Raw genomic sequence first — 21,617 nt, forward strand, 5'->3', positions numbered from 1 at the left:
ATTATCAAAAGGTCAATTATGAAAATGAAATCTCTTTTAGCTGCAATGTTGCTTGCACTGGGCGTAACGGCTTGCTCAACCGTTGAGAAAGTGGTGTATCGTATTGATGTACCGCAAGGCAATTACTTAGAACAAGATAAAATTGCTCAACTTAAAGTCGGTATGACAGCAGAGCAAGTTGAGTATTTGCTTGGCACGCCAATGTTGAAGAACATTTTTGAAACCCACCGCTGGGATTATGTGTTTATTAAACGTGAAGGTTATAAAGATCCTGAACAACGCAATCTGTTTGTGTATTTTGATGCTAAAGGGTTAGTCTCAAAAATTGATGACAGCAATGCGAATGCGGAACAAAAATAATCAGATTACCGAATCAATAAAGCTCACTTTCAAAGTGGGCTTTATTTTTTTGAGTAAAAAAACAGCAATTAGACTTAATTTTTCTTATTTTAATGATAAATTTTTCTAATCTCTCTTTTCAAACGCCAAATTGCTTGCTAGACTTCGCACATCTTAAATACACAACATCAAAATAAAATTCAGGAGTAGTAAATGAGCGATTTAAACGCACTTTTTCAAAAAATCAAACAACGTGATCCGAACCAAGCACCTTTCCACCAAGCGGTTGAAGAAGTGTTCGGGAGCCTTGCCCCATTTTTAGCCAAAAATCCAAAATACACCCAACAAGGTTTATTAGAGCGTATTGTTGAGCCTGAGCGTGTAATTAGTTTCCGTGTAACTTGGGTTGATGATAAAGGCCAAGTACAAGTAAACCGTGGTTACCGTGTGCAAATGAGCTCGGCAATCGGCCCATATAAAGGTGGTATTCGTTTCCACCCAACGGTTGATTTAGGCGTATTAAAATTCTTAGCCTTTGAGCAAGTATTCAAAAATGCGTTAACGACATTGCCAATGGGCGGTGGTAAAGGTGGTTCAGACTTTGACCCGAAAGGCAAATCTGATGCCGAAGTAATGCGGTTCTGCCAAGCATTTATGAGCGAGTTATATCGCCACATTGGTGCGGATACTGACGTACCTGCAGGTGATATCGGCGTGGGCGGTCGTGAAATCGGCTATATGTTCGGTCAATACAAAAAATTACGCAATGAGTTTACGTCAGTATTAACCGGTAAATCGCTTACTTGGGGCGGTAGCTTAATTCGTCCTGAAGCAACAGGTTATGGTGCGGTGTATTTTGCAGAGTCTATGTTAGCGACTAAAGGTCAGCAGATTGAAGGTAAATCAGTGGTGATTTCCGGTTCAGGTAACGTGGCACAATATGCGGCTGAAAAAGTAATTCAAAAAGGCGGTAAAGTATTAACGGTTTCCGATTCTAACGGTTATGTATTATTCCCTGAATCCGGTATGACAGAAGCACAATTACAAGCATTATTAGTGCTTAAAAACGAACGCCGTGAACGTTTATCTGTATATGCACAAGAAGAAGGCTTAAAATACTTTGACGGTCAAAAACCGTGGGGCGTGAAATGTGACATCGCTTTACCTTGTGCAACCCAAAACGAATTAGATACCGAAGATGCTAAAGAATTAGTGAAAAACGGCTGTATTTGTGTGGCAGAAGGTGCGAATATGCCAACCACATTAGGTGGGGTTGAAGTCTTTATCGGTGCGAAAATTCTTTATGCGCCGGGTAAAGCGGCTAACGCAGGTGGTGTAGCAACTTCAGGTTTAGAAATGAGCCAAAATGCAATTCGTTTATCTTGGAGCCGTGAAGAAGTTGATCAACGCTTATTCAACATTATGAAAGCAATCCACGAAAACTGCGTAGAAAACGGTACTGAAGCAGATGGTTTCGTAAACTATGTAAACGGTGCAAACATTGCAGGCTTCAAAAAAGTGGCAAATGCGATGTTAGAACAGGGTATTGTTTAATCTCTATATCTATATATATAGCCCTCCTCGTGAGGGCTTTTTTATGTTTGAAATTTAGAGTTTTACGACATTTTTTTGAAAAAATATGAAGTAGATCACAAATTTAAACATTGGTCTGTATTTTTGACAGATTTTGTTTGAAACTGTTAGTAAATTCGCTTAACCTTAAGGCAACAAGAATAAGTGTTGTACCTAGCAACCTAACACATAAATTTGCTTTCCGAGTGGCCCCAAGAATTGGGGCTTTTTTTATGCTTGATGAGTTATTTTGAGAGTAAAAAAATACCAGCATATTTGCTGGTATTTGAATGAAGAGAGTTAGATTAGAACGCTACGCTTTCTTTTAAGCTGACAGTTAAGTTAAATACAAGGTTGTCTGCCGAACCATCTTTGCTGTCTAAGCAGTAGTAACCTTCACGCTCGAATTGATAGCCTTGTTCGGGTTTGGCTTGTGCTAAACTTGGCTCAACAAAACCATGCTTAACCACTAATGATTCAGGATTTAGCACCGCATTGATGTCTTCTTCCGCACCCGGGTTTGGTACGGTAAATAGGCGGTCGTAAATGCGAAACTCTGCCGGTTTGTTATCTTCAGCCGATACCCAATGAATCACGCCTTTTACTTTGCGACCGTCAGCCGGGTTTTTGCCTAATGTATCCGGGTCGTATGTGCAAAAAATAGTTGAAATTCGACCGCTTGCATCTTTCTCCACACGTTCGGCCTTAATCACATAGGCATTGCGTAAACGCACTTCTTTACCTAAGACCAAGCGTTTATATTGCTTATTGGCTTCTTCACGGAAGTCGGCTTCATCGATATAAATCTCACGGGTGAACGGTAAATCACGCTCGCCAAGCTCCGGACGATTCGGGTGATTAGGGGCTTTTAAGATTTCCTTTTCACCGAAGTTTTCAATCACTACTCGAACCGGGTTAATCACCGCCATCGCGCGTGGTGCGTTTTCATTTAAATCTTCACGAATACAAGCCTCAAGTGCAGAGTATTCAACCACGTTATCTTGCTTGGTTACCCCAATACGGCGACAAAATTCACGTAAAGATGCTGGAGTATAACCACGGCGGCGTAAGCCGGAAATGGTTGGCATACGAGGGTCATTCCAACCATCAACAATGCCATCTGTGACTAATTTTAATAATTTACGCTTAGAGGTTAAAGTGCCTTCTAAATTTAAACGTGAAAATTCGTATTGGTGCGGTAATGGTCTTTCAATCGAAATATTGTCCAGCACCCAATCATATAGGCGGCGGTTATCTTGGAACTCCAACGTACATAGCGAGTGGGTGATTCGCTCAATCGCATCGGAAATGCAGTGGGTAAAATCGTACATCGGGTAGATGCACCATTTATCACCGGTTTGATGGTGGTGAGCAAATTTCACACGGTAAAGCACCGGATCTCGCATTACAATAAACGGAGAAGCCATATCAATTTTTGCTCTCAAGCAGGCTTTCCCTTCCGCAAACTCTCCGTTTTTCATTTTTTCGAATAACGCTAAGTTTTCTTCCACGCTACGATCACGGTAAGGGCTGTTTTTGCCCGGCTCGGTTAAAGTACCACGGTATTCACGCATTTCATCAGGCGATAATTCATCAACATAGGCTAATCCTTTGTTGATTAACTCAATCGCGTAGCCATAAAGCTGGTCGAAATAGTCTGAGGCATAACGAGGCTCACCCTCCCATTTAAAACCTAGCCACTCCACATCTTGCTTAATTGAATCTACATATTCCACGTCTTCTTTAACCGGATTGGTGTCATCAAAACGCAAGTTACATAAACCGTTATAATCTTGAGCGATACCAAAGTTTAAGCAGATCGATTTAGCGTGTCCGATATGCAAATAACCGTTTGGCTCAGGCGGGAAACGGGTGTAAACATTGTTGTGCTTTCCGCTTGCTAAATCTTCATCAATAATATGGGTAATAAAATTGGCTCGAGTGCCAGTTTCTGCCGTTAAAATTTCTTCGCTCATAGTTCTCTCTAAATGTATCAATAAAAATAACGGATTATTCTACACTTAATTGAAACAGACTTAAAGACTAAAGCAAAATTCCTCGGTTTCCTCCAAAGAATTTTGCTGTTTTAGTAAGATGAAATGGAATTGCAAATTTTTAGCTAAAGTTAACCGCTTGTTATTGACTGATTTCACGGCTTTCGCTGATCATAAAATTCGCAATCCGTTTGGCAATCAACCATTTGCCCTCTTGTTTAACGTAGGTATCGGCATAACGCACGCTGTGATCGTGCAAGATCTCTTTGCCCTCTTTGGTTTCTACCAGTTTCACCGCACAATAGTTGATCGCAGTGGCGTTATTTTCATCAATAAAAGTCACCGTATGCTGACCGTTTAAATGATAAACGCGGTGAAATGGCGTTAAAAAGGTGGTAAACACCTGTTCGATTTCCGCCACACCGTGCATTTCAAACACTAATTTGCCGCCAATGTAGGTATGCACAATCGCATCGGGCGTAAAAAGCAGCATCTGCTCGGCAACCTTTTTTTCATCGGCAAGGTTGGAGAAGGTATCTACTAAGTCTTTCAGTGCTAAACGATCTTGGATTTGTTGTAAGTTCATTGTGTTTTCCTTCTGATTTTTGCAAATTTTCTTTGGTTTTTCACCGCTTGTTAGGCTGCAATACCAACACTTTCACGGATTTCGCTGTTTTCACGCAAAATGCGAACCACAAAATCGGCAATGGATTTGCGGGAAACATTATGCCCTTTGAACGGTTCGCCTTTGTGAGTCAGTTGATATTGCACTTCCGAACCGTTGGTAAACCAGCCCGGGCGAACAAGGGTATAATCCAACTCGCTGGCTTCAATCACGGCTGCCGATTGGCGGTAAGGCTCTAAAATTGCCCCGTGATCTTCGCCGGTTTCGCCATAAATCCCCATTGAGCTAATCCAAACCAAGCGTTTTACCTGAGCGTTATTCATTGCTTTCACCATATTTTCCGCCATCGCTTTTAAGTCGCCGGCAAGTCCAGCGTAAACGGCATCAACGCCTTGCATTGCTTGGGTTAATGCGTGGAAATCCAACACATCGCCTTGTACGATTTTGACGCGTTCACTTTGAAATTTCGCTACCGACTGTGGACGACGGACGAAAAGAGTTAATTGCACATTGTCATCTTTTAGAAGTTCAGGAATAACGACATTCGCAAGGCTACCGCTTGCCCCTAAAATTAAGATCTGTTTCATTGCTGTTCTCCATTGAATGAAACAAGTATAGCGATGTAGATTGCATTTGATTAGTGGGGTAAAATTGTTTGAAGTAATGAGAAAAATTCATTAATAAGGTGGTTAAATGAAAGAAAACCTCAACGATTTAAGAGCCTTTTTGCTGGTGGCGCAAACGGGCAGTTTTACCAAAGCGGCGGCGCAGATGGGCGTGTCGCAGTCGGCGTTGTCGCACAGCATTCGGGGGATTGAAGAGAGGTTGAAAATCAAGCTGTTTCATCGCACCACTCGCAGCATTTCAACCACTGAGGCAGGGGAGCGGTTGTATCAAAGGTTGTTACCGCTGTTTGATGAAATCGATCAAGAAGTGAACGGGCTGAGTGAGTTTCGCAATGCGTTAAAAGGTGGGCTGAGAATTAACGGCAACGAACACGTTTTTCGTGATGTGTTGGCAGATAAATTCGCTGAATTTGCTAAACGCTACCCTGAAGTGGCGTTGGAACTGGCGGCGGAAGATCGCTTTGTAGATATTGTCGCCGAGCGTTTTGATGCCGGCATTCGGCTTGGGGTAGATGTGGCGAAAGATATGATTGCACTACGCATTTCGCCCGATGTGAAAATGACCGCAGCTGCCAGCCCCAACTATTTGGCACAGCACGGCACGCCGAAAACGCCCTTTGATTTAACTGAACACCATTGCCTCAAACATCGTCTTGCGACATTGGGCGGCATTCTGGCGTGGGAATTTCGGGATCCCATCACCAAGAAAATCGTTAAATTCCAACCGCAGGGCAATCTTACTGCCAATAACGGCTTATTGCTGAAACACTATGCCAAGCAAGGTTTAGGCATTCTTTGGAGTCCGCAAGACAGTATTCAAACCGAGTTGGATAACGGCAGCCTTGTGCCGATTTTAACTGACTGGGCAATGCAGTATGAGGGTTATCATCTCTATTACCCCAACCGTCGCCAAAATTCGCCTTTGTTGAAAGTGTTAATTGATGCGCTGAGAGGATAGGTAAAAAATAAGCGGTCGTTTTTAGCAAAAAATTGACCAAAAACGACCGCTTGTAGAAGGAGTTAAATTATTTCACACGAGAAACATATTCGCCTGAACGGGTATCCACACGGATAACTTCACCGATTTGAACGAATAAAGGCACGTTTACCACCGCACCGGTGCTTAATGTTGCCGGTTTACCGCCTGTACCTGCAGTATCGCCTTTTAAGCCCGGGTCGGTTTCGACGATTTCTAACTCAACGAAGTTTGGTGGTGTGACTGCAATCGCTGAACCGTTCCATAAAGTCACGATACATTCTGCATTATCAACTAACCATTTTACGTTGTCGCCTAACGCTTTTTCATCTACTGAGATTTGTTCAAAGGTTTCAGGGTGCATAAAGTACCAGAAATCGCCATCGCTGTAAGAGTAGTTGTAGTTAGAATCTACTACATCAGCCGCTTCAACAGAAGTGCCTGATTTGAAGTTGATCTCTAATACTTTGCCAGAGATTAATTTACGGATTTTAGTACGGGTAAATGCTTGGCCTTTACCCGGTTTTACGAATTCGTTTTCAACGATTACACAAGGTTCGCCATCTTGAATAAATTTTAAACCTTTTTTAAAGTCGTTAGTGCTGTAGCTAGCCATTATTTCCTCAATTATTTAAAAAATAACAATAAATTAACAAATTTTGAACCCAACCCTATTGGGTTTGTCAAAAAGAGCCATATAATAACCTAAATTCACAAAATTAGCGAAAGATCTCTTGCGATTTTTGCTATAATTTTTCAAACTTTATTGATAAGGAATGAGAATGAAAAAACTGATTACTCTTTCTGCGATTTTAGCCGTTTCTGTTGCAACCGTGGCAGAGGCAAAGCGTGGAGGCGGGAGTTTCCGTTCTGTTAGCCCGTCAAGAGCGGTAGTAACTAAGCCGGTGACTTCCCAAAAATCAACCACAAACCAGCAAACGCAACAAAAAGATGCTACTTTTGCGAATACACCAAACAGTGCAACTGCCCAGCCACAAGTGCGTCAAGGCAGTACGATGGCAAATGTAGCGATGGGGGCAGCAGCCGGTTATATTTTAGGTGATATGATGTCATCGAATGCACACGCCAATCAGCCTAGCCAGCCGGCGGGTGCAAATGCACAAGCGGTCAATTCTGCTGAAAATGTTGCAAACGCGTCAGCACCTGCTATTGCGGAATTTAAGAGTATTGGCGGTCAAATCGATCCGTTTTTAGTAGAAAAAACCGATGGTTATCGCCGTTATTGTATTTCAGGCGTGCAATACCTAGTCGCTGCACAAGGTGTACAAACCTCACCAACTGTAATGGTTAATCCAAATGGCACGCCATTACAATGTAACTTAATTCCATAATTATTTTTATTTGCGGGCAGGCTAAAACCTGCCCCTTGTATCTACAATATTCAATGCAACCAATTCAACTCAAACCGCTTTGGCTAACCGAGCTGGCTCAAGCCTTTAATAACCCTATCGACTTATTGCAATTTCTTGAACTCAATCCAAATGATTTTGAGGGCGATATAGCTGCCCGTAAATTATTTGCTCTTCGAGTGCCAAGAATGTTCGCCGAAAAAATGGAAAAGGGTAACCCAAACGATCCGCTTTTTTTGCAAGCAATGTCTTCACAGGCGGAATTTATTGAGGCAGAGGGGTTTGTGGTAGATCCATTGGAAGAGCAACAAAGCCCGGCACCGAATATTTTACATAAATACTACAACCGTTTGTTATTTATGCTTAAAAACAGTTGTGCAATTAACTGCCGTTACTGTTTCCGCCGTCATTTCCCTTATGAGGAAGTGAAAAGCGGTAAAGCTGTGTGGCAACAGGGACTAACTTATATTGCTGAGCATCCCGAGCTGGAGGAAGTGATTCTGTCCGGTGGTGATCCGCTAATGGCAAAAGATCAGGAATTAGATTGGATATTAACGCAATTAGAGCAGATTTCGCATATCAAAACCCTGCGTATTCATTCACGCTTGCCGGTCGTTATTCCCAATCGAATTACGACAGAATTATGTGAACGGTTATCAAAATCTCGCTTGAATGTGGTGTTGGTTACCCATATTAATCACGCCAATGAAATTGATGCTGTTTTTGCAAACAAAATGGCTCAACTGAAAAAAGCCGGCGTTGTATTGCTGAATCAATCGGTGATGTTAAAAGGTGTAAACGATAATGCTCAAATCTTAAAAAGGTTAAGTGATAAACTTTTTGAATATGGGATTTTGCCTTACTATTTGCATTTATTTGATAAAGTGGCAGGGGCGAGCCATTTCTATATTGAAGATGAACAGGCTGGTGAGATTTACCGAGAATTGCAACGCATTAGCTCAGGCTATCTTGTGCCGAAGCTGGCAAGAGAAATAGCGAAAGAGCCAAATAAAATTTTGAAAGGTTAGCTTAAACAGAAATCAAAAAACAAAAGGCGAAAATGGTAAAATTTTCGCCTTTTTTAACCGCTTGTTGCAAGCGGTTAAATTCTCTTACTTTTTTGCAAATTAGAAGTTCGCATTGCGTGGAGCACGAGGGAATGGGATTACATCACGAATGTTTTGTAACCCGGTTACATACACGATTAAACGCTCGAAACCTAAACCGAAACCTGAGTGTGGCACTGTACCGTATTTACGCAAATCACGATACCACCAGTAATCTTCAGGGTTTAAGCCCATTTCATTCATACGCTGATCTAACACTTCTAAACGTTCTTCACGTTGAGAACCACCGATAATTTCACCGATTCCCGGAGCTAAAACGTCCATTGCGGCAACCGTTTTGCCGTCATCATTTAAACGCATATAGAAGGCTTTGATGTCTTTTGGATAGTTTTTCACTACCACTGGCGATTTAAAGTGTTCTTCGGCTAAGAAACGCTCGTGTTCAGAGGAAAGATCGATTCCCCAAGACACCGGGAATTCAAATTCTTTGCCGGATTTCAATAAGATCTCAATCGCATCGGTGTAATCTACTTGAGCAAATGGCGAATTGATAAAGTTTTCTAAACGACTAATCGCTTCTTTATCAACGTGTTTAACGAAAAATTCCATATCATCTTTACGTTCTGCAAGCACCGCTTTAAACACATATTTCAGCATATCTTCGGCTAATTTTGCATTGTCGTTTAAGTCGGCAAAGGCAACTTCCGGCTCCATCATCCAGAATTCTGCAAGATGGCGAGTTGTGTTTGAGTTTTCTGCACGGAATGTCGGACCGAAAGTATAAACTTTACTTAAGGCACACGCATAGGTTTCCGCATTTAACTGGCCGGATACGGTTAAGAACGATTCTTTACCGAAGAAATCTTGGTTAAAATCCACTTTGCCGTTTTCGCCACGAGGTAGATTTTCTAAATCCAGCGTAGAAACACGGAACATTTCACCTGCACCTTCAGTATCTGAGGCGGTAATTACAGGTGTTGCTACCCAATAGAAACCTTGCTCGTGGAAGAAACGGTGGATAGCTTGAGCTAAACAGTGACGAACACGAGCAACTGCACCGATTAAGTTCGTACGAGGGCGTAAGTGAGCGACTTCACGCAGATATTCGATAGAGTGGCGTTTCGCTGCCATTGGGTAGGTATCAGGATCTTCCACCCAACCAAGCACTTCCACTTTACTTGCTTGTAATTCAACGGCTTGACCTTCAGCAGGGGATTCCACAACTTTACCGGTCACCACCACAGAGCAACCTGCGGTTAAACGTAATACTTCGTCATTATAATTTGGTAAATCGTTATTAATAATCGCTTGAATCGGATCAAAGCAAGAACCATCGTAAATGCTCAAGAAAGATAAACCGGCTTTTGAATCACGGCGGGTACGCACCCAACCACGCACTGTCGCTTCTTCACCTACCGCTACTTTGCCGGATAGGATTTCCGAAACTGTTGGAAATTTAGACATTGAATACCTCAAATTCTTTATTGTGAGTTTTAATATAAGAAACGTTTCGTATTCTACAAGAAAATAGGGGGAAATATAATAATTTTACGGAATTATTTGCAAATTTGTGAGTCTATATAAGCATTGCAAGTAGTTAAATCTGATTTTGCTTGGTGTTAAAAAATTTTTTATTTTTTAATGAACTTTCGTTCAGTTAGGCAGTCTGAGTATATGTAACAGATTTATGCAAGTTTTTTTCATATTTCCTTAGGTAAGACCTCCGCCCCTTTTCGCTTTTTTTGATTAGGGGCTTTTTTTTATTTTAGCATTTGCAAATTTCTAACGGAAATTGACCGCTTGTATTCCCTCCTTTCTGCCTTACTGTGCTACAATCACCCCAATTTTTTTCTAACAAATTGAACGAATGAGCGATAAATTCTCTTTTTTCTTTTACGATTATGAAAGTTTCGGCGTGAGTCCGGCGTTAGATCGTCCGGCACAATTTGCCGGTATTCGAACCGATGCGGATTTTAATATTATCGGTGAACCGGTAATGTTTTTTTGTAAGCAAACGCCGGATTATTTACCCAGCCCCGAAGCGGTGATGGTTACCGGGATTACACCGCAACAATGTAACGCTGAAGGTGTATCTGAGCCGGAATTTGCAGCCCGAATTCACGCTGAATTTAGCCGAGCGAATACTTGTACTATCGGTTATAACAATATTCGTTATGATGATGAGATGACCCGTTATACCTTCTTCCGCAATTTTTACGATCCTTATGAATATAGCTGGAAAAACGGTAATTCACGTTGGGATTTATTGGATTTAGTGCGTGCCTGCTATGCGTTACGACCTGATGGTATTGAGTGGCCAACAGACGAAGCGGGTATGCCGAGTTTTAAGTTGGAAAACCTCACCAAAGCCAATGGGATTGCTCACGAAAATGCACACGATGCGATGTCTGATGTGTATGCCACCATTGCAATGGCAAAATTAATTAAGCAAAAACAGCCGAAACTGTTCGATTTTTTCTTCAATTTACGCAGTAAAAAAGAGGTGGAGAAGTTAATTGACACCGGCGAAATGACACCGCTTGTACACGTTTCCGGTATGCTGGGCAATTATCGGGGCAATACCGCTTGGGTTGTGCCGCTTGCTTGGCACCCAACTAACCAAAACGCCGTAATTGTGTGTGATTTATCGGGCGATATGAATGGTTTATTGACTGAAAATGCGGAGGTTTTACGCCAACGCTTATACACCAAACGAGATGAATTAGCCGAAAATGAGCTACCTGTGCCGTTGAAATTAGTGCATATTAATAAATGTCCGATTTTAGCACCGGCAAAAACCTTGTTACCTGAAAATGCAGAGCGGTTAGGTATTGATAGAGCATTATGTTTAGAAAATTTGAAAGCTCTCAAAGCTCAGAAATCATTAGTGCGAGAAAAAGTGCTGGAAATCTTTACTGACGAACGCACATTTGAGCCTTCGGCCAATGTAGAAACCACTTTGTATGATGGCTTTTTCTCGCCTGCGGATAAAAATAATATGGCGATTTTACGCACGCTACCACCTGAAGATTTAGCCAATCACGGCTTGAAATTTGAAGATCCTCGAGTAGATGCGTTACTATTCCATTACCGAGCAAGGCACTATCCACAAACACTCAGTCGAGCCGAGCAGATCAAATGGCAGAAACATTGCAACCAGCAAATTGAGGCAAAAGCCGAACAATTCGCCCAATCGATTGACGACTTGTTCCAACAACATCACGATAATCCGGCAAAGGTAAAATTATTGGAAAACTTGACCGCTTACGCAGAGCAGATTTCGCAACAACAAGCGGTCATTTATGGTCAAAATGTTGCAAAAGATGAAAAATTGCTGAGCGAGCTTAACAGAGTAGCGGAACAGCCTCTAGATAAAACCGAAAAGCTCAAGATGTTAAAAGAGTTGATTAAATGACAATAGATAATTTACCGCTAGAACAGCACCCGTTTGACCCTATTTTGCCTGAACAAGCAACAGTGGTGATGGTCGGCACTTTTCCCCCAACATCGGAAAAGCGTTGTATGGAATTTCATTACCCGAATTTCCAAAATGATATGTGGCGAATTATGGGCAATATTTTTTATGATGACCCTGACTATTTCCGAGTGGGCGAAGAAAAACGCTTTGACCCTGTTCAGATTGAGGCATTTTTGCGAGAAAAGGGCATTGCTCTTTGTTCTTCGGCAAAAACAGCGATTCGTTTAAAAGGAAATGCTTCAGATAAAGATTTAAAAATTGTTGATCCTATCGATATGGACGAACTGTTGCTCAAATTACCTAAACTGAAATGGTTATTTACCACAGGTGGTTTGGCAACCGATACATTGCTCGGTTTATTGCCGGAAAAACACAAAGCACCGAAAACCAATGAATGGGTGGTCTATCCTTATTCCGCCACAAGAGAACTTTATTTATATCGTCTGCCTTCGACTTCGAGAGCTTATCCACTCAGCTTAGCCAACAAAACCGAAGCCTATCGCCAATTTTTTAGGACTGCCGGCTTAATTTAAGGATAAATAAAATGAAATATGATTTACACGCCCACAGTACTGCCTCTGATGGTGTACTTTCCCCGACTGAATTGGTTCAACGTGCGGTGGAGCAAGGGGTAACAATGTTAGCTTTAACCGATCACGATACGATTTCGGGCATTAGAGAGGCGAAAAATTTTGCCCAAAATCAACCGCTTGAGTTTATCTCTGGGGTGGAAATCTCAATTTTATGGCAAGAGAAAAGCATTCATCTTGCAGCGTTGAATATTGATGAAAACAACGAGGAATTGGTGAGGTTTTTGGATAACCAAGCCCAATTAAGGGAAGCACGAGCGGTCGAAATTGGCGAAAAATTAGCAAAAGTCGGGATTGCGAATGCCTATGAGGGGGCAAAAGCGTTGGCAACAGGGGAGGTAACTCGAGCACATTATGGGCGTTTTTTGTATGAAAAAGGCTATGTACGTAATATTGAACACGCCTTTAAACGTTATTTGGGAATGGGAAAACCTGCCTATGTGAAACCGAGATGGAGCAGTTTAGAAGAAGCGGTGAATGTCACCCACATCGCAGGCGGTGTAATTTCGATTGCTCACCCATTACGCTATAAAATGACTGCTCGTTGGGTTCGCCGTTTAATTGCAGATTTCAAGCAAGCCGGAGGCGATGGCATTGAAGTATCAGGCTGCGGACAAACACCCGACCAACGGCAATTACTTACCCGTTGGGCAAAAGAGTTTGATTTATATGGCTCGGTTGGTTCTGATTTCCACTATCCAACCGGCTGGATTGAGCTCGGTAAAAGTTTGGAATTACCCAAAGAATGTAAACCGATTTGGACGTTATTCTAGTGTTATCGGGGCAAATAATTTTCCCCGATTTTTTTATTTTACTTTAACTTGATTAAAGTCTGCCATTACTACACCTAGTTCGGAAACCAGCTCACTGATTTTTGCCATATCCGGCTTTTCAGCGTTCAGATTAATTCGCATTAAACCGAGAATACGTTCAAATTTGCCATAATGGGGAAGACTGATTTCCCGTACTGCTTTTTCCTGTTTTACCCAATTCTTGCCAAACTGATAAGCCGCCCATTTGATTTTGGCGATCTCTTGAGTCGGCACGGTTTGAGCAAGCTCTACATAAAGCGGTGTCATTTTTGCCACAAAATCCTGATGTTTTTTGGCATAACCGCTAGGGTTTTGTTCTTTTTCAAACGCATAGAGTTTTTTAGAAAGGCTCTCTAAGTTTTCAGCATTGGGTGTTTCAATCGCTTTTTTCAGAGCGGTCTGTACTTCAACTCCGGCGAGGGAATCGTGCTGGGTAATCTGCTCAAAATCGTGCTGTAAAGCGGTCAAATTTTGGCTGGATTTTGCAAAATCCCCTTTTTTACTCTCTGCCATTGCATCGGAAAGCTGAACAAATAAGGGGCTGACATTCACTTTGGCAAGCAATAACGTACTCGAAAAGAGTAACGGAATCAGCACTAAGGTTTTTAATTTCATTCTATTTTCCTTTTCTTCCTTAAATTAAATCAAACAAGGCTTTGCCAAGGTAGTCATTTTCATCTTTTACACCGGCAAAACAGGCAAATAAACCACTGCCGATATGAGTGATGTATTCATTCATTTTATCTACATTGCCAAGAGCATTTTGGATTTTGATAAATTGCTCCGGACTTTGTTGGAAAGAGACAAACAACAACCCTGAGTCAAATTGTCCTTTATCATCAATACCGCTGGAATAGGAAAATGAACGGCGTAGGATCTTCAGCCCCGTTTTATTGGCAATATGAGCGTGTGAAACTTCCGGAATTACTGCATTGCCTTTTTCGTCTTTTTTGGCTAAATCTAATTTATCAAATTCGTGCTGATGCCCGATACCGGCTCCGGAATCACGGTGACGACCAAAGGTTTCTTCTTGGGATTGCAGATGGGTGCGATCCCAAGTTTCCAAGAACATTTTAACACGGCGAACGGCTAAGTAAGAACCGCCTTTCAGCCAGCCGTCTTGCTGCACCCATACGGTGTTTTCCTGATCTTTTAAACTTTCTGCGTTGGCAGTACCGTCTTTAAAAGCGAATAAGTTACGAGGCGTGTCTTGATTCGCAAAGGAGTTAAACCCCATTTGCGACCATTTCATTTTGATTTCACCACGGGCAACACGCACCAAATTACGTACAGCGTGGAAAGCCACTTGTGGATCGTCTGCACAGGCTTGAATGCAAATATCGCCACCGGTGTATTCTGCTTGTAGTTGATCACGAGGAAAATGTGGTAAATCTTTTAGTGCTTCCGGCTTATGTTTTTCAATGCCGAGTTTTGTAAAGAAATTGGCACTGACGCCAAAAGTAAGAGTGAGATTTTGTGCCGAAAGGCTATCTGCCTCACCGGTATCTGCCGGTGGAACATAAGCATTGGCACTATAAGGCTTCACATTTTTGCCAAGCGTAAGGTTACGGCTATATTCCGTCCAGTTTTTAAACAGAGTTTTTACTTTGGCGATGTCGGTGGTGTCTAAATCCAATACTAAAAAGTAGATGTGTTTTTGTGCCGGCGTGGTAATGCCGGCTTGATGTTTGCCGTAAAAATCATATTGATTCGGCTGTTGCGGTAATGGGCGTGATTCTAAACCAAAAGCAGGAGCAGACAATAAGCCTGCTCCTACCAATGCGGTATGTTTTAAAAAATCACGGCGAGAAGTGGTTTCTGCCATCATTTTTACTCCATTATTTATTTAAAAGTACGCCAAGTTGAGCTAACGGCTCGCCTAATTGATTGACGGCTTCAGCTAACGCTTTAATATCGGCTTTTGAGAGCGTATCGTAGCCAACATAATCATAGCCACCTGTTTTGGATTTATTATGTTTTTCCAACAAAGCATTTACTGTAGCAAAACGAGAGGCAATCTCTGCTGAGAGTTTCGCATCAACTTGTTCTAATTGTGGTTTGAAAATCTGATAGATTTTTTCTGCCCCTTCAATATTGGCTTTAAAATCGTAAAGGTCCGTTTTAGAGAAAATTTCTTCTTCACCGGTTACTTTAGTGGTAGAAACTTCGTTTAATAAATCTACCGCACCAGTAATCATCAGCTCAGGGGTAACTTCTGCAGTGGGAATTTTCGCACGCAGCTCTTTCACATCTTTTAATAATTGTTCTGCCGTTGCTTTTGTGCCTTTAGTGGTGTTTTTCTGCCACAATACTTTCTCGATTTTATGGAAACCCGACCAATCTTTCTCGGTTTTACCTTCTTCGGCTAAATCTGCCAGACGGGCATCAATACGAGGGTCTAAATCGCCAAAACTTTCTGCAATCGGTTCAGAACGTTCAAAATACATTCTTGCAAGCGGGTAAATTTTCTTCGCTTTTTGCACATCGCCTTTGTTTAAGTAGCCGACAAATTTTTCCGTATCGGTAACCAGTTGGTCAATCTGTTCCACCACAAATTGTTTATAAGCCTCGGTTTCCTTAGTTAAGTCTAAAGCTGCCGCTTGAGTAGCCACAAAAAAGCCAGAAAGTGCAAAAGCAAGTTTGGTTAAACGCATAGAAATTTCCTTTTAATAAAAACAGTTCGGTTATCATATCCTTATTGCGAATTATTCGCAAAAAATAATGCTAATTTTGTGACGTAAATCACATTTTGTTTTGCAAATTATTGCTAAAAATAGACCGCTTGCTTGTGCTAAAATAAACCGATTTTTTAAGACAGGATTTTCTATGAGCAAGCAAGGCAAACCCTTTATTCTCCATTCCCCGTTCAAACCCTCAGGCGACCAACCAAATGCGATTGCTAAACTGACCGAAGGTTTAAATGACGGCTTGGCACATCAAACCTTACTTGGCGTAACCGGCTCGGGTAAAACCTTTACCATTGCGAATGTGATTGCAGGGTTGAATAGACCTGCGATGATTCTTGCCCCGAATAAAACCCTTGCCGCCCAGCTTTATGCCGAGATGAAAGCGTTTTTTCCGGAAAATGCGGTGGAGTATTTTGTCTCTTACTACGACTACTACCAGCCCGAAGCCTATGTGCCGGCAAGCGATACCTTTATCGAGAAAGATGCCTCTATCAATGAGCAAATCGAGCAGATGCGACTTTCGGCAACCAAATCCTTTTTGGAACGCCGAGATACGATTGTAGTGGCGTCCGTTTCTGCTATTTACGGCTTGGGTGATGTGGACGCTTATATGCAGATGATGTTGCATTTGCAAGTGGGGGCGATGATTGGGCAGCGTGAAATTCTCTCTCGCCTTGCCGAATTGCAATACACTCGCAACGATCAGGCATTTCAGCGTTCGACTTTTCGAGTGCGGGGCGATGTGATTGATATTTACCCTGCCGAAAGCGATGAAGTAGCATTAAGGGTAGAGCTGTTTGACGATGAAATCGAAAATCTGTCGCTATTTGATCCGCTTACAGGGCATAGCTTGGGCAAAGTGCCACGCTATACCATTTACCCGAAAACCCACTATGTGACCCCTCGGGAGCGGATTTTGGAGGCAATCGAGCAAATTAAGGTCGAGCTTGCCGAGCGCCGCACCTATTTCATCAAAGAGAATAAATTGCTGGAAGAGCAGCGGATCGCCCAACGCACCCAGTTTGATATTGAGATGATGAATGAGCTGGGCTACTGTTCGGGCATTGAAAACTACTCCCGCTATCTCTCGGGCAGAAAAGAGGGCGAAGCTCCGCCGACCCTGTTTGATTATATGCCGGCGGACGGTATTTTGGTGATTGATGAAAGCCACGTTACCGTGCCACAAATCGGCGGAATGTATCGAGGCGACCGAGCCAGAAAAGAGACCTTGGTGCAATATGGTTTCCGCCTGCCGTCTGCATTGGATAACCGCCCATTGAGATTTGAAGAGTTTGAACGCCTTTCACCGCAGACGATTTACGTTTCTGCCACACCGGGAGCTTATGAATTGGAGAAAAATCCGGATGTGGTGGATCAAGTGGTTCGCCCAACCGGCTTGCTCGACCCGATTATCGAAGTTCGCCCTGTTGCCACGCAGGTGGACGATTTGCTGTCTGAAATCCACAAGCGAGTAGCGGTGGACGAACGAGTGCTGGTGACAACACTCACCAAAAAAATGGCGGAAGATCTCACCGATTATTTGGACGAACACGGCGTGCGAGTTCGCTATCTGCATAGCGACATTGACACGGTGGAACGGGTGGAAATTATACACGATTTACGCATGGGAATGTTTGACGTACTGGTCGGGATCAACTTATTGCGTGAGGGCTTGGATATGCCCGAAGTCTCGCTGGTGGCAATTCTTGATGCCGATAAAGAGGGCTTTTTGCGTTCCGAACGCTCGTTAATTCAGACCATCGGACGTGCCGCCCGAAACCTCAACGGCAAAGCGATTTTATACGGCGACCGCATTACCAACTCAATGCAAAAAGCAATTACTGAGACCGAACGCCGCCGTGAAAAGCAGATGAAATACAACGAAGAACACGGCATCACGCCACAAGCGTTGAACAAAAAAGTCGGCGAATTGCTCGACATCGGGCAAAGCGACAAGCCAAAACGGGGCAAACAAGCGGTCAAAAAAGCCGAAAATTCTGCAAGCGACTACAAGCCGAAATCCCGCAAAGAGTTGGAAAAAGAGCTTAAACTGCTTGAACAACAAATGCGTGATTTTGCGAAAGACTTAGAATTTGAAAAAGCGGCTGCGGTAAGGGATAAAATCGAGCAGTTGAAGGCGTATTTGTTGGAGGTTTAAATATGATTTCTCGTTCATTATTTTCAAAATTAATCTTATTTGCCAAAATTGTTATTTTCTCTCAACTTGTTTTTATGGTGGTTATCTGGATTGCCCACCATATTATGCGGGAGTACAGTAATCCGTTTGAACGATTTGGTACCCTGTTCAATAATGTGTTTTTGACTTTTATTATTCCGATGATGGTAAGTAGTGCGGTTATTGTTTATAAAGGTTATACCCAGAAAAATGAAGATAAAGTGTTTTGGATTTATATGGGGTTCTTTTTAATTTGGATTTTGGGATTTATTTATTTTAAGCCGGCAGTTTATGATAAATCACTGAAGATTTCAGGTGCAGGATTTGGGGCGATGCTCTCTATTATCATTTGCTCGAAGTTATTGCCTAAGGAAACAAAATGAAGAGCAGCTCTAAGATTCTTGTGAAGAAATCTGTTTTCTCGGAGGAAGAAAATGCTTTTTGATAGCCATATCCACCCTGAGGGGGTTTCAGATCAAGATGATGACCGGAAGTAGCCATTATGTTGAATTATTTTGCAAATTTTAGCACTAAGTCGACCGCTTGTTTGGTACGAGCGAAGAAGCTCGCACCATCGTGTAAACAGATTTGCAAAAAAGTTACAAAATTCGACCGCTTACTTGAGCTTATTGATTGCCCAATCTAATCCCGAATGGAAGTCTTCAGTTAGAGTTGGTCTGAGTTGCTCCAGTAATTCGATTAATCGGTTTTTGTTTGGGTGAGTGAGGTTGATATGCCCAACCTTTCTGCCGGCTCGGACTTCTTTGCCATACCAATGTAGTTGGCTAAATGGGAGGCTTAGCCACTGCTTGTTATGTTCAATGCCTATTAAATTAACCATCACGCTTGGGGCAATTTGGTTGAGTGCTGGCGTAGGCAAATCTAATAACGCCCGTAAATGTAACTCAAATTGACTAATAGCAAAGCCGAGTTGTGTCCAATGTCCGCTGTTGTGCACTCGAGGGGCAAGCTCGTTGATGAGTAGCTTGTCGCCCACAACAAAGCATTCCATTGCCATCACGCCGACATACTCTAATTTTTGCATTACCGTAGTGAGCATCTGTTCGGCTTGCTGCTGGTAGAGGGCTTGGTTCGGTAAATTTACGTCAGAGACGGAGTAACGTAGAATGCCGTTTTGTTGTAAATTGTGAGAAATAGGGTAAAAACGGGTTGAGCCGTCACGGAATCTCGCCCCTACAATGGAAATTTCTCCATCAAAGGGGATAAATTTTTCGGCAATCACTTCGCCAAATAATTCAGGTGTAATTTGATCAATCGAGTCTTGGGTTACAATCCATTGCCCACGCCCGTCATACCCACCGGTTCGGCGTTTAACTACCACTTTTTCGCCAATATGCTGAAAAATATCTTGCCATTGTTCGGCATTTTCTAGCAGTTTCCATTTTGAAGTCGGAAGATTGAGCTCATCAAGTAGCGATTTTTGAGTAAAACGATCGGCTAACTTCCCAAACACATTCAGGTTCACAAAGTTAGGGTGATTACCGAGTAATTGCGTTAAAGGTGTGTCTGCCCAGCGTTCGATTTCTGCGGTAATAATGCTGTTTGGATCAATCTCAAACACAGGAGCATCGAAAGCAAGTGGTTTGACTTCAATATCAAGCGGAGCACCGGCATAGCGTAGCATTCGCCCTAGCTGACCGTTGCCTAATACATAAACAGGTGGGTAGATTGCACTTTTTTGCATTGTGATATTCTCAATGAGTTAGAAATAGTCTGATAGTGGTTTGTTTAAGGTTTGGTTGAGCAAAACCATAAGTTTAATGCGAGCTTTTTGCCCGCTTAGTCCTTTGGTAAAAATGATGCCTTGTTGTTTTAGCTGTTTTCCGCCGCCTAAATAATCATAGACATCTTGGGTAATGCCGTTGAATGCTCGGGAGACAATCACAATCGGAATATCAGCATTTACTAGAGCTTTAATCCCCTCAAGGCAGCTTGGTGGTAAATTACCTGCACCTAATGCTTCAATTACCACCCCATCGCAGTTGCTTTTCGCTAATTGTTCCAACAGAAAACTATCCATTCCAGCATAGGCTTTCAGTAGTTGCACGTTAGTTTTGGTTAATTGCTGAATCGGGAAGCGTTCGTAAGCGGTCAATTTTTGGAAAAAAATAACCGATTCTTTCGTCACTAAGCCACAAGGCCCAAAGGTTGGGGTTTGGAATGTTGCCACATTAGTGGTGTGGGTTTTGGTCACAAATTTAGCATTGTGGATTTCATCATTCATCACCACTAATACGCCTTTATCTCGGCTTTCTTCATTTAATGCCACTAAAATCGCACTTTGTAGATTGATTAAGCCATCAGCACCAAGTTCATTACTGGAACGCATCGCTCCTGTAATTGCCACAGGTATATTTACGTTGAGGGCTAAATCCAGAAAATAGGAAGTTTCTTCTAATGTATCTGTGCCGTGGGTGATCACTACGCCATCGACACTTTCCTCATTCACTGCCTTTTCAATCCGTATTTTTAACTGTTGCCAATGTTCAATATTGATATGCGGAGAAGGAATATTAAATAACGATTCTTGCACCAATTTTGCCGGGTGGTTTAAACGTTCTAAGGCTGCTAAGAGGGGGTTTTCGGTGGAAGGGGAGACTTTGCCGTCTTCCCCTTCTTTCATTGAAATAGTGCCACCGGTGTGGAGAATTAATAATTTTTTAGACATCTTTTATACAGTAGTTATTCAACACGAGGATCAGGATTATCTAATACCATCTGAGTTTGGGTTTGACGAAAAATACGCAGTTTTTCTGCAATATCAGGGTTAAAGGCTGCTAAAATTTGAGCGGCTAATAAGCCTGCATTTGCTGCACCTGCCGGCCCGATTGCCAGTGTGCCGACCGGAATGCCTTTCGGCATTTGCACAATCGAATAGAGGCTATCTACACCACTTAACATTGAGCTTTTTACCGGCACACCTAACACCGGCACAATGGTTTTAGCGGCGATCATTCCGGGTAAGTGAGCCGCACCGCCGGCTCCTGCAATAATCACTTTATAACCGTTAGCTTCTGCCGTTTCGGCAAAAGAAAAGAGTTTGTCGGGTGTGCGGTGTGCGGAGACGACTTCAACGTGATAGCTCACGCCGAATTGGTCTAAAATTTGTGTGGCTTCAGACATAGTTGCCCAATCACTCTTAGAACCCATTACGATCGCAATTTCAGCTTTGTTTGGCATTTTAAATCCTTATTGTACTAATGTAAAACAGAGTAATCATAGCATATAAAGCAAACGTTTGCGTAGTGGTTTGATATAATAAAGCCTAATTTTAGGGCTGTTAT

21 protein-coding genes are annotated in these 21,617 nt (G+C 42.4%); 10 read left to right on the forward strand and 11 right to left on the reverse strand.

Features of this window, described 5'->3' with window-relative positions; all coding sequences use genetic code 11:
- Window positions 1-18 precede the first annotated feature (18 nt).
- Both bamE and gdhA read left to right on the forward strand, forming a co-directional pair.
- Window positions 19-360, forward strand: a complete 342-nt coding sequence (gene bamE, locus ACJ7Z2_RS07830) for an outer membrane protein assembly factor BamE (protein WP_126302100.1) — start codon at window positions 19-21, stop codon at window positions 358-360.
- A gap of 192 nt (window positions 361-552) precedes the next feature.
- Window positions 553-1,893 (forward strand): NADP-specific glutamate dehydrogenase, encoded by a 1,341-nt coding sequence (gene gdhA, locus ACJ7Z2_RS07835; RefSeq protein ID WP_409499912.1) that lies wholly within the window; start codon window positions 553-555, stop codon window positions 1,891-1,893.
- A 323-nt stretch (window positions 1,894-2,216) separates the two neighbouring features.
- Here the strand turns inward: gdhA and glnS are convergent, their stop codons facing one another.
- The 3 genes from glnS to ACJ7Z2_RS07850 form a co-directional block, all read right to left on the reverse strand.
- Window positions 2,217-3,887, reverse strand: a complete 1,671-nt coding sequence (gene glnS, locus ACJ7Z2_RS07840; RefSeq protein ID WP_409499913.1) for a glutamine--tRNA ligase — start codon at window positions 3,885-3,887, stop codon at window positions 2,217-2,219.
- A gap of 160 nt (window positions 3,888-4,047) precedes the next feature.
- Entirely contained in the window at window positions 4,048-4,491 is a 444-nt protein-coding gene (locus ACJ7Z2_RS07845) for a nuclear transport factor 2 family protein (protein WP_409499914.1), read from the reverse strand.
- 50 nt (window positions 4,492-4,541) lie between these two features.
- Window positions 4,542-5,117, reverse strand: coding sequence for an NAD(P)H-binding protein (locus ACJ7Z2_RS07850; RefSeq protein ID WP_409499915.1), 576 nt, complete (start codon window positions 5,115-5,117; stop codon window positions 4,542-4,544).
- A gap of 106 nt (window positions 5,118-5,223) precedes the next feature.
- On the opposite strand from ACJ7Z2_RS07850, the gene ACJ7Z2_RS07855 reads away from it, so the two are divergent.
- The gene (locus ACJ7Z2_RS07855) at window positions 5,224-6,114 is read left to right on the forward strand and encodes a LysR family transcriptional regulator (protein WP_409499916.1); all 891 of its coding nucleotides are present in this window, start codon (window positions 5,224-5,226) and stop codon (window positions 6,112-6,114) included.
- A 67-nt stretch (window positions 6,115-6,181) separates the two neighbouring features.
- On the opposite strand, the gene efp is transcribed toward ACJ7Z2_RS07855, so the two are convergent.
- Window positions 6,182-6,748 (reverse strand): elongation factor P, encoded by a 567-nt coding sequence (gene efp, locus ACJ7Z2_RS07860; RefSeq protein ID WP_006250738.1) that lies wholly within the window; start codon window positions 6,746-6,748, stop codon window positions 6,182-6,184.
- Between the two features lie 166 nt (window positions 6,749-6,914).
- Here efp and ACJ7Z2_RS07865 point away from each other — a divergent pair, with 166 nt between their 5' ends.
- Both ACJ7Z2_RS07865 and epmB read left to right on the forward strand, forming a co-directional pair.
- Entirely contained in the window at window positions 6,915-7,484 is a 570-nt protein-coding gene (locus tag ACJ7Z2_RS07865) for a hypothetical protein (RefSeq protein WP_409499917.1), read from the forward strand.
- A gap of 53 nt (window positions 7,485-7,537) precedes the next feature.
- Entirely contained in the window at window positions 7,538-8,530 is a 993-nt protein-coding gene (gene epmB / locus ACJ7Z2_RS07870; RefSeq protein ID WP_409499918.1) for an EF-P beta-lysylation protein EpmB, read from the forward strand.
- A gap of 99 nt (window positions 8,531-8,629) precedes the next feature.
- Here epmB and asnS read toward each other — a convergent pair whose 3' ends face one another.
- On the reverse strand, window positions 8,630-10,033 hold the full coding sequence (gene asnS / locus ACJ7Z2_RS07875) for an asparagine--tRNA ligase (protein ID WP_409499919.1): 1,404 nt from the start codon (window positions 10,031-10,033) through the stop codon (window positions 8,630-8,632).
- Between the two features lie 403 nt (window positions 10,034-10,436).
- Here asnS and sbcB point away from each other — a divergent pair, with 403 nt between their 5' ends.
- From sbcB to ACJ7Z2_RS07890, 3 genes are read left to right on the forward strand one after another with little or no spacing between them, the layout of a single operon-like run.
- Window positions 10,437-11,984, forward strand: coding sequence for an exodeoxyribonuclease I (sbcB, locus tag ACJ7Z2_RS07880; protein WP_409499920.1), 1,548 nt, complete (start codon window positions 10,437-10,439; stop codon window positions 11,982-11,984).
- On the forward strand, window positions 11,981-12,580 hold the full coding sequence (locus ACJ7Z2_RS07885; RefSeq protein ID WP_409499921.1) for a DNA glycosylase: 600 nt from the start codon (window positions 11,981-11,983) through the stop codon (window positions 12,578-12,580). The genes sbcB and ACJ7Z2_RS07885 overlap by 4 nt, the downstream gene beginning before the upstream one ends.
- Window positions 12,581-12,591: 11 nt before the next feature.
- Window positions 12,592-13,410 (forward strand): PHP domain-containing protein, encoded by an 819-nt coding sequence (locus tag ACJ7Z2_RS07890; protein ID WP_409499922.1) that lies wholly within the window; start codon window positions 12,592-12,594, stop codon window positions 13,408-13,410.
- Between the two features lie 33 nt (window positions 13,411-13,443).
- On the opposite strand, the gene ACJ7Z2_RS07895 is transcribed toward ACJ7Z2_RS07890, so the two are convergent.
- Genes ACJ7Z2_RS07895 through efeO form a run of 3 tightly spaced genes read right to left on the reverse strand, consistent with a single transcriptional unit; the run spans window position 13,444 to window position 16,103 of the window.
- Window positions 13,444-14,064: a Fe2+/Pb2+ permease gene (locus ACJ7Z2_RS07895; protein ID WP_409499923.1), complete on the reverse strand. Its 621-nt coding sequence runs from the start codon at window positions 14,062-14,064 to the stop codon at window positions 13,444-13,446.
- 19 nt (window positions 14,065-14,083) lie between these two features.
- Window positions 14,084-15,277 carry an iron uptake transporter deferrochelatase/peroxidase subunit gene (efeB, locus tag ACJ7Z2_RS07900; RefSeq protein ID WP_409499924.1) on the reverse strand — a complete coding sequence of 398 codons (1,194 nt, stop codon included), beginning with the start codon at window positions 15,275-15,277 and terminating at the stop codon, window positions 14,084-14,086.
- A gap of 10 nt (window positions 15,278-15,287) precedes the next feature.
- Window positions 15,288-16,103: an iron uptake system protein EfeO gene (gene efeO, locus ACJ7Z2_RS07905; RefSeq protein WP_409499925.1), complete on the reverse strand. Its 816-nt coding sequence runs from the start codon at window positions 16,101-16,103 to the stop codon at window positions 15,288-15,290.
- Between the two features lie 172 nt (window positions 16,104-16,275).
- Between efeO and uvrB the strand changes: the two genes are divergently transcribed.
- Entirely contained in the window at window positions 16,276-18,294 is a 2,019-nt protein-coding gene (gene uvrB, locus ACJ7Z2_RS07910; protein ID WP_409499926.1) for an excinuclease ABC subunit UvrB, read from the forward strand.
- A gap of 2 nt (window positions 18,295-18,296) precedes the next feature.
- Window positions 18,297-18,695: a hypothetical protein gene (locus ACJ7Z2_RS07915; RefSeq protein ID WP_409499927.1), complete on the forward strand. Its 399-nt coding sequence runs from the start codon at window positions 18,297-18,299 to the stop codon at window positions 18,693-18,695.
- A 233-nt stretch (window positions 18,696-18,928) separates the two neighbouring features.
- Here ACJ7Z2_RS07915 and purK read toward each other — a convergent pair whose 3' ends face one another.
- The 3 genes from purK to purE are packed head-to-tail and all read right to left on the reverse strand — an operon-like array spanning window position 18,929 to window position 21,513.
- On the reverse strand, window positions 18,929-20,017 hold the full coding sequence (purK, locus tag ACJ7Z2_RS07920) for a 5-(carboxyamino)imidazole ribonucleotide synthase (RefSeq protein ID WP_409499928.1): 1,089 nt from the start codon (window positions 20,015-20,017) through the stop codon (window positions 18,929-18,931).
- Between the two features lie 18 nt (window positions 20,018-20,035).
- The gene (locus tag ACJ7Z2_RS07925; RefSeq protein WP_409499929.1) at window positions 20,036-21,001 is read right to left on the reverse strand and encodes an asparaginase; all 966 of its coding nucleotides are present in this window, start codon (window positions 20,999-21,001) and stop codon (window positions 20,036-20,038) included.
- Window positions 21,002-21,015: 14 nt separating this feature from the next.
- Window positions 21,016-21,513: a 5-(carboxyamino)imidazole ribonucleotide mutase gene (gene purE / locus ACJ7Z2_RS07930; protein ID WP_409499930.1), complete on the reverse strand. Its 498-nt coding sequence runs from the start codon at window positions 21,511-21,513 to the stop codon at window positions 21,016-21,018.
- Between the last annotated feature and the right edge of the window lie 104 nt (window positions 21,514-21,617).

The sequence above is a fragment of the Mannheimia glucosida genome, from assembly GCF_046267875.1.
GTDB classification, from domain to species: Bacteria; Pseudomonadota; Gammaproteobacteria; order Enterobacterales; family Pasteurellaceae; genus Mannheimia; species Mannheimia glucosida.

Bases quoted from the DNA above. Each gene is read 5' to 3' on its own strand.
- efp (WP_006250738.1), bottom strand. From the start codon at position 6,748: ATGGCTAGCTACAGCACTAACGACTTTAAAAAAGGTTTAAAATTTATT.
- bamE (WP_126302100.1), top strand. From the start codon at position 19: ATGAAAATGAAATCTCTTTTAGCTGCAATGTTGCTTGCACTGGGCGTA.
- efeO (WP_409499925.1), bottom strand. From the start codon at position 16,103: ATGCGTTTAACCAAACTTGCTTTTGCACTTTCTGGCTTTTTTGTGGCT.
- gdhA (WP_409499912.1), top strand. From the start codon at position 553: ATGAGCGATTTAAACGCACTTTTTCAAAAAATCAAACAACGTGATCCG.
- purE (WP_409499930.1), bottom strand. From the start codon at position 21,513: ATGCCAAACAAAGCTGAAATTGCGATCGTAATGGGTTCTAAGAGTGAT.
- ACJ7Z2_RS07925 (WP_409499929.1), bottom strand. From the start codon at position 21,001: ATGTCTAAAAAATTATTAATTCTCCACACCGGTGGCACTATTTCAATG.
- uvrB (WP_409499926.1), top strand. From the start codon at position 16,276: ATGAGCAAGCAAGGCAAACCCTTTATTCTCCATTCCCCGTTCAAACCC.
- ACJ7Z2_RS07915 (WP_409499927.1), top strand. From the start codon at position 18,297: ATGATTTCTCGTTCATTATTTTCAAAATTAATCTTATTTGCCAAAATT.
- sbcB (WP_409499920.1), top strand. From the start codon at position 10,437: ATGAGCGATAAATTCTCTTTTTTCTTTTACGATTATGAAAGTTTCGGC.
- epmB (WP_409499918.1), top strand. From the start codon at position 7,538: ATGCAACCAATTCAACTCAAACCGCTTTGGCTAACCGAGCTGGCTCAA.
- glnS (WP_409499913.1), bottom strand. From the start codon at position 3,887: ATGAGCGAAGAAATTTTAACGGCAGAAACTGGCACTCGAGCCAATTTT.
- efeB (WP_409499924.1), bottom strand. From the start codon at position 15,277: ATGATGGCAGAAACCACTTCTCGCCGTGATTTTTTAAAACATACCGCA.
- ACJ7Z2_RS07895 (WP_409499923.1), bottom strand. From the start codon at position 14,064: ATGAAATTAAAAACCTTAGTGCTGATTCCGTTACTCTTTTCGAGTACG.
- ACJ7Z2_RS07850 (WP_409499915.1), bottom strand. From the start codon at position 5,117: ATGAAACAGATCTTAATTTTAGGGGCAAGCGGTAGCCTTGCGAATGTC.
- ACJ7Z2_RS07885 (WP_409499921.1), top strand. From the start codon at position 11,981: ATGACAATAGATAATTTACCGCTAGAACAGCACCCGTTTGACCCTATT.
- ACJ7Z2_RS07890 (WP_409499922.1), top strand. From the start codon at position 12,592: ATGAAATATGATTTACACGCCCACAGTACTGCCTCTGATGGTGTACTT.
- ACJ7Z2_RS07865 (WP_409499917.1), top strand. From the start codon at position 6,915: ATGAAAAAACTGATTACTCTTTCTGCGATTTTAGCCGTTTCTGTTGCA.
- ACJ7Z2_RS07855 (WP_409499916.1), top strand. From the start codon at position 5,224: ATGAAAGAAAACCTCAACGATTTAAGAGCCTTTTTGCTGGTGGCGCAA.
- purK (WP_409499928.1), bottom strand. From the start codon at position 20,017: ATGCAAAAAAGTGCAATCTACCCACCTGTTTATGTATTAGGCAACGGT.
- asnS (WP_409499919.1), bottom strand. From the start codon at position 10,033: ATGTCTAAATTTCCAACAGTTTCGGAAATCCTATCCGGCAAAGTAGCG.
- ACJ7Z2_RS07845 (WP_409499914.1), bottom strand. From the start codon at position 4,491: ATGAACTTACAACAAATCCAAGATCGTTTAGCACTGAAAGACTTAGTA.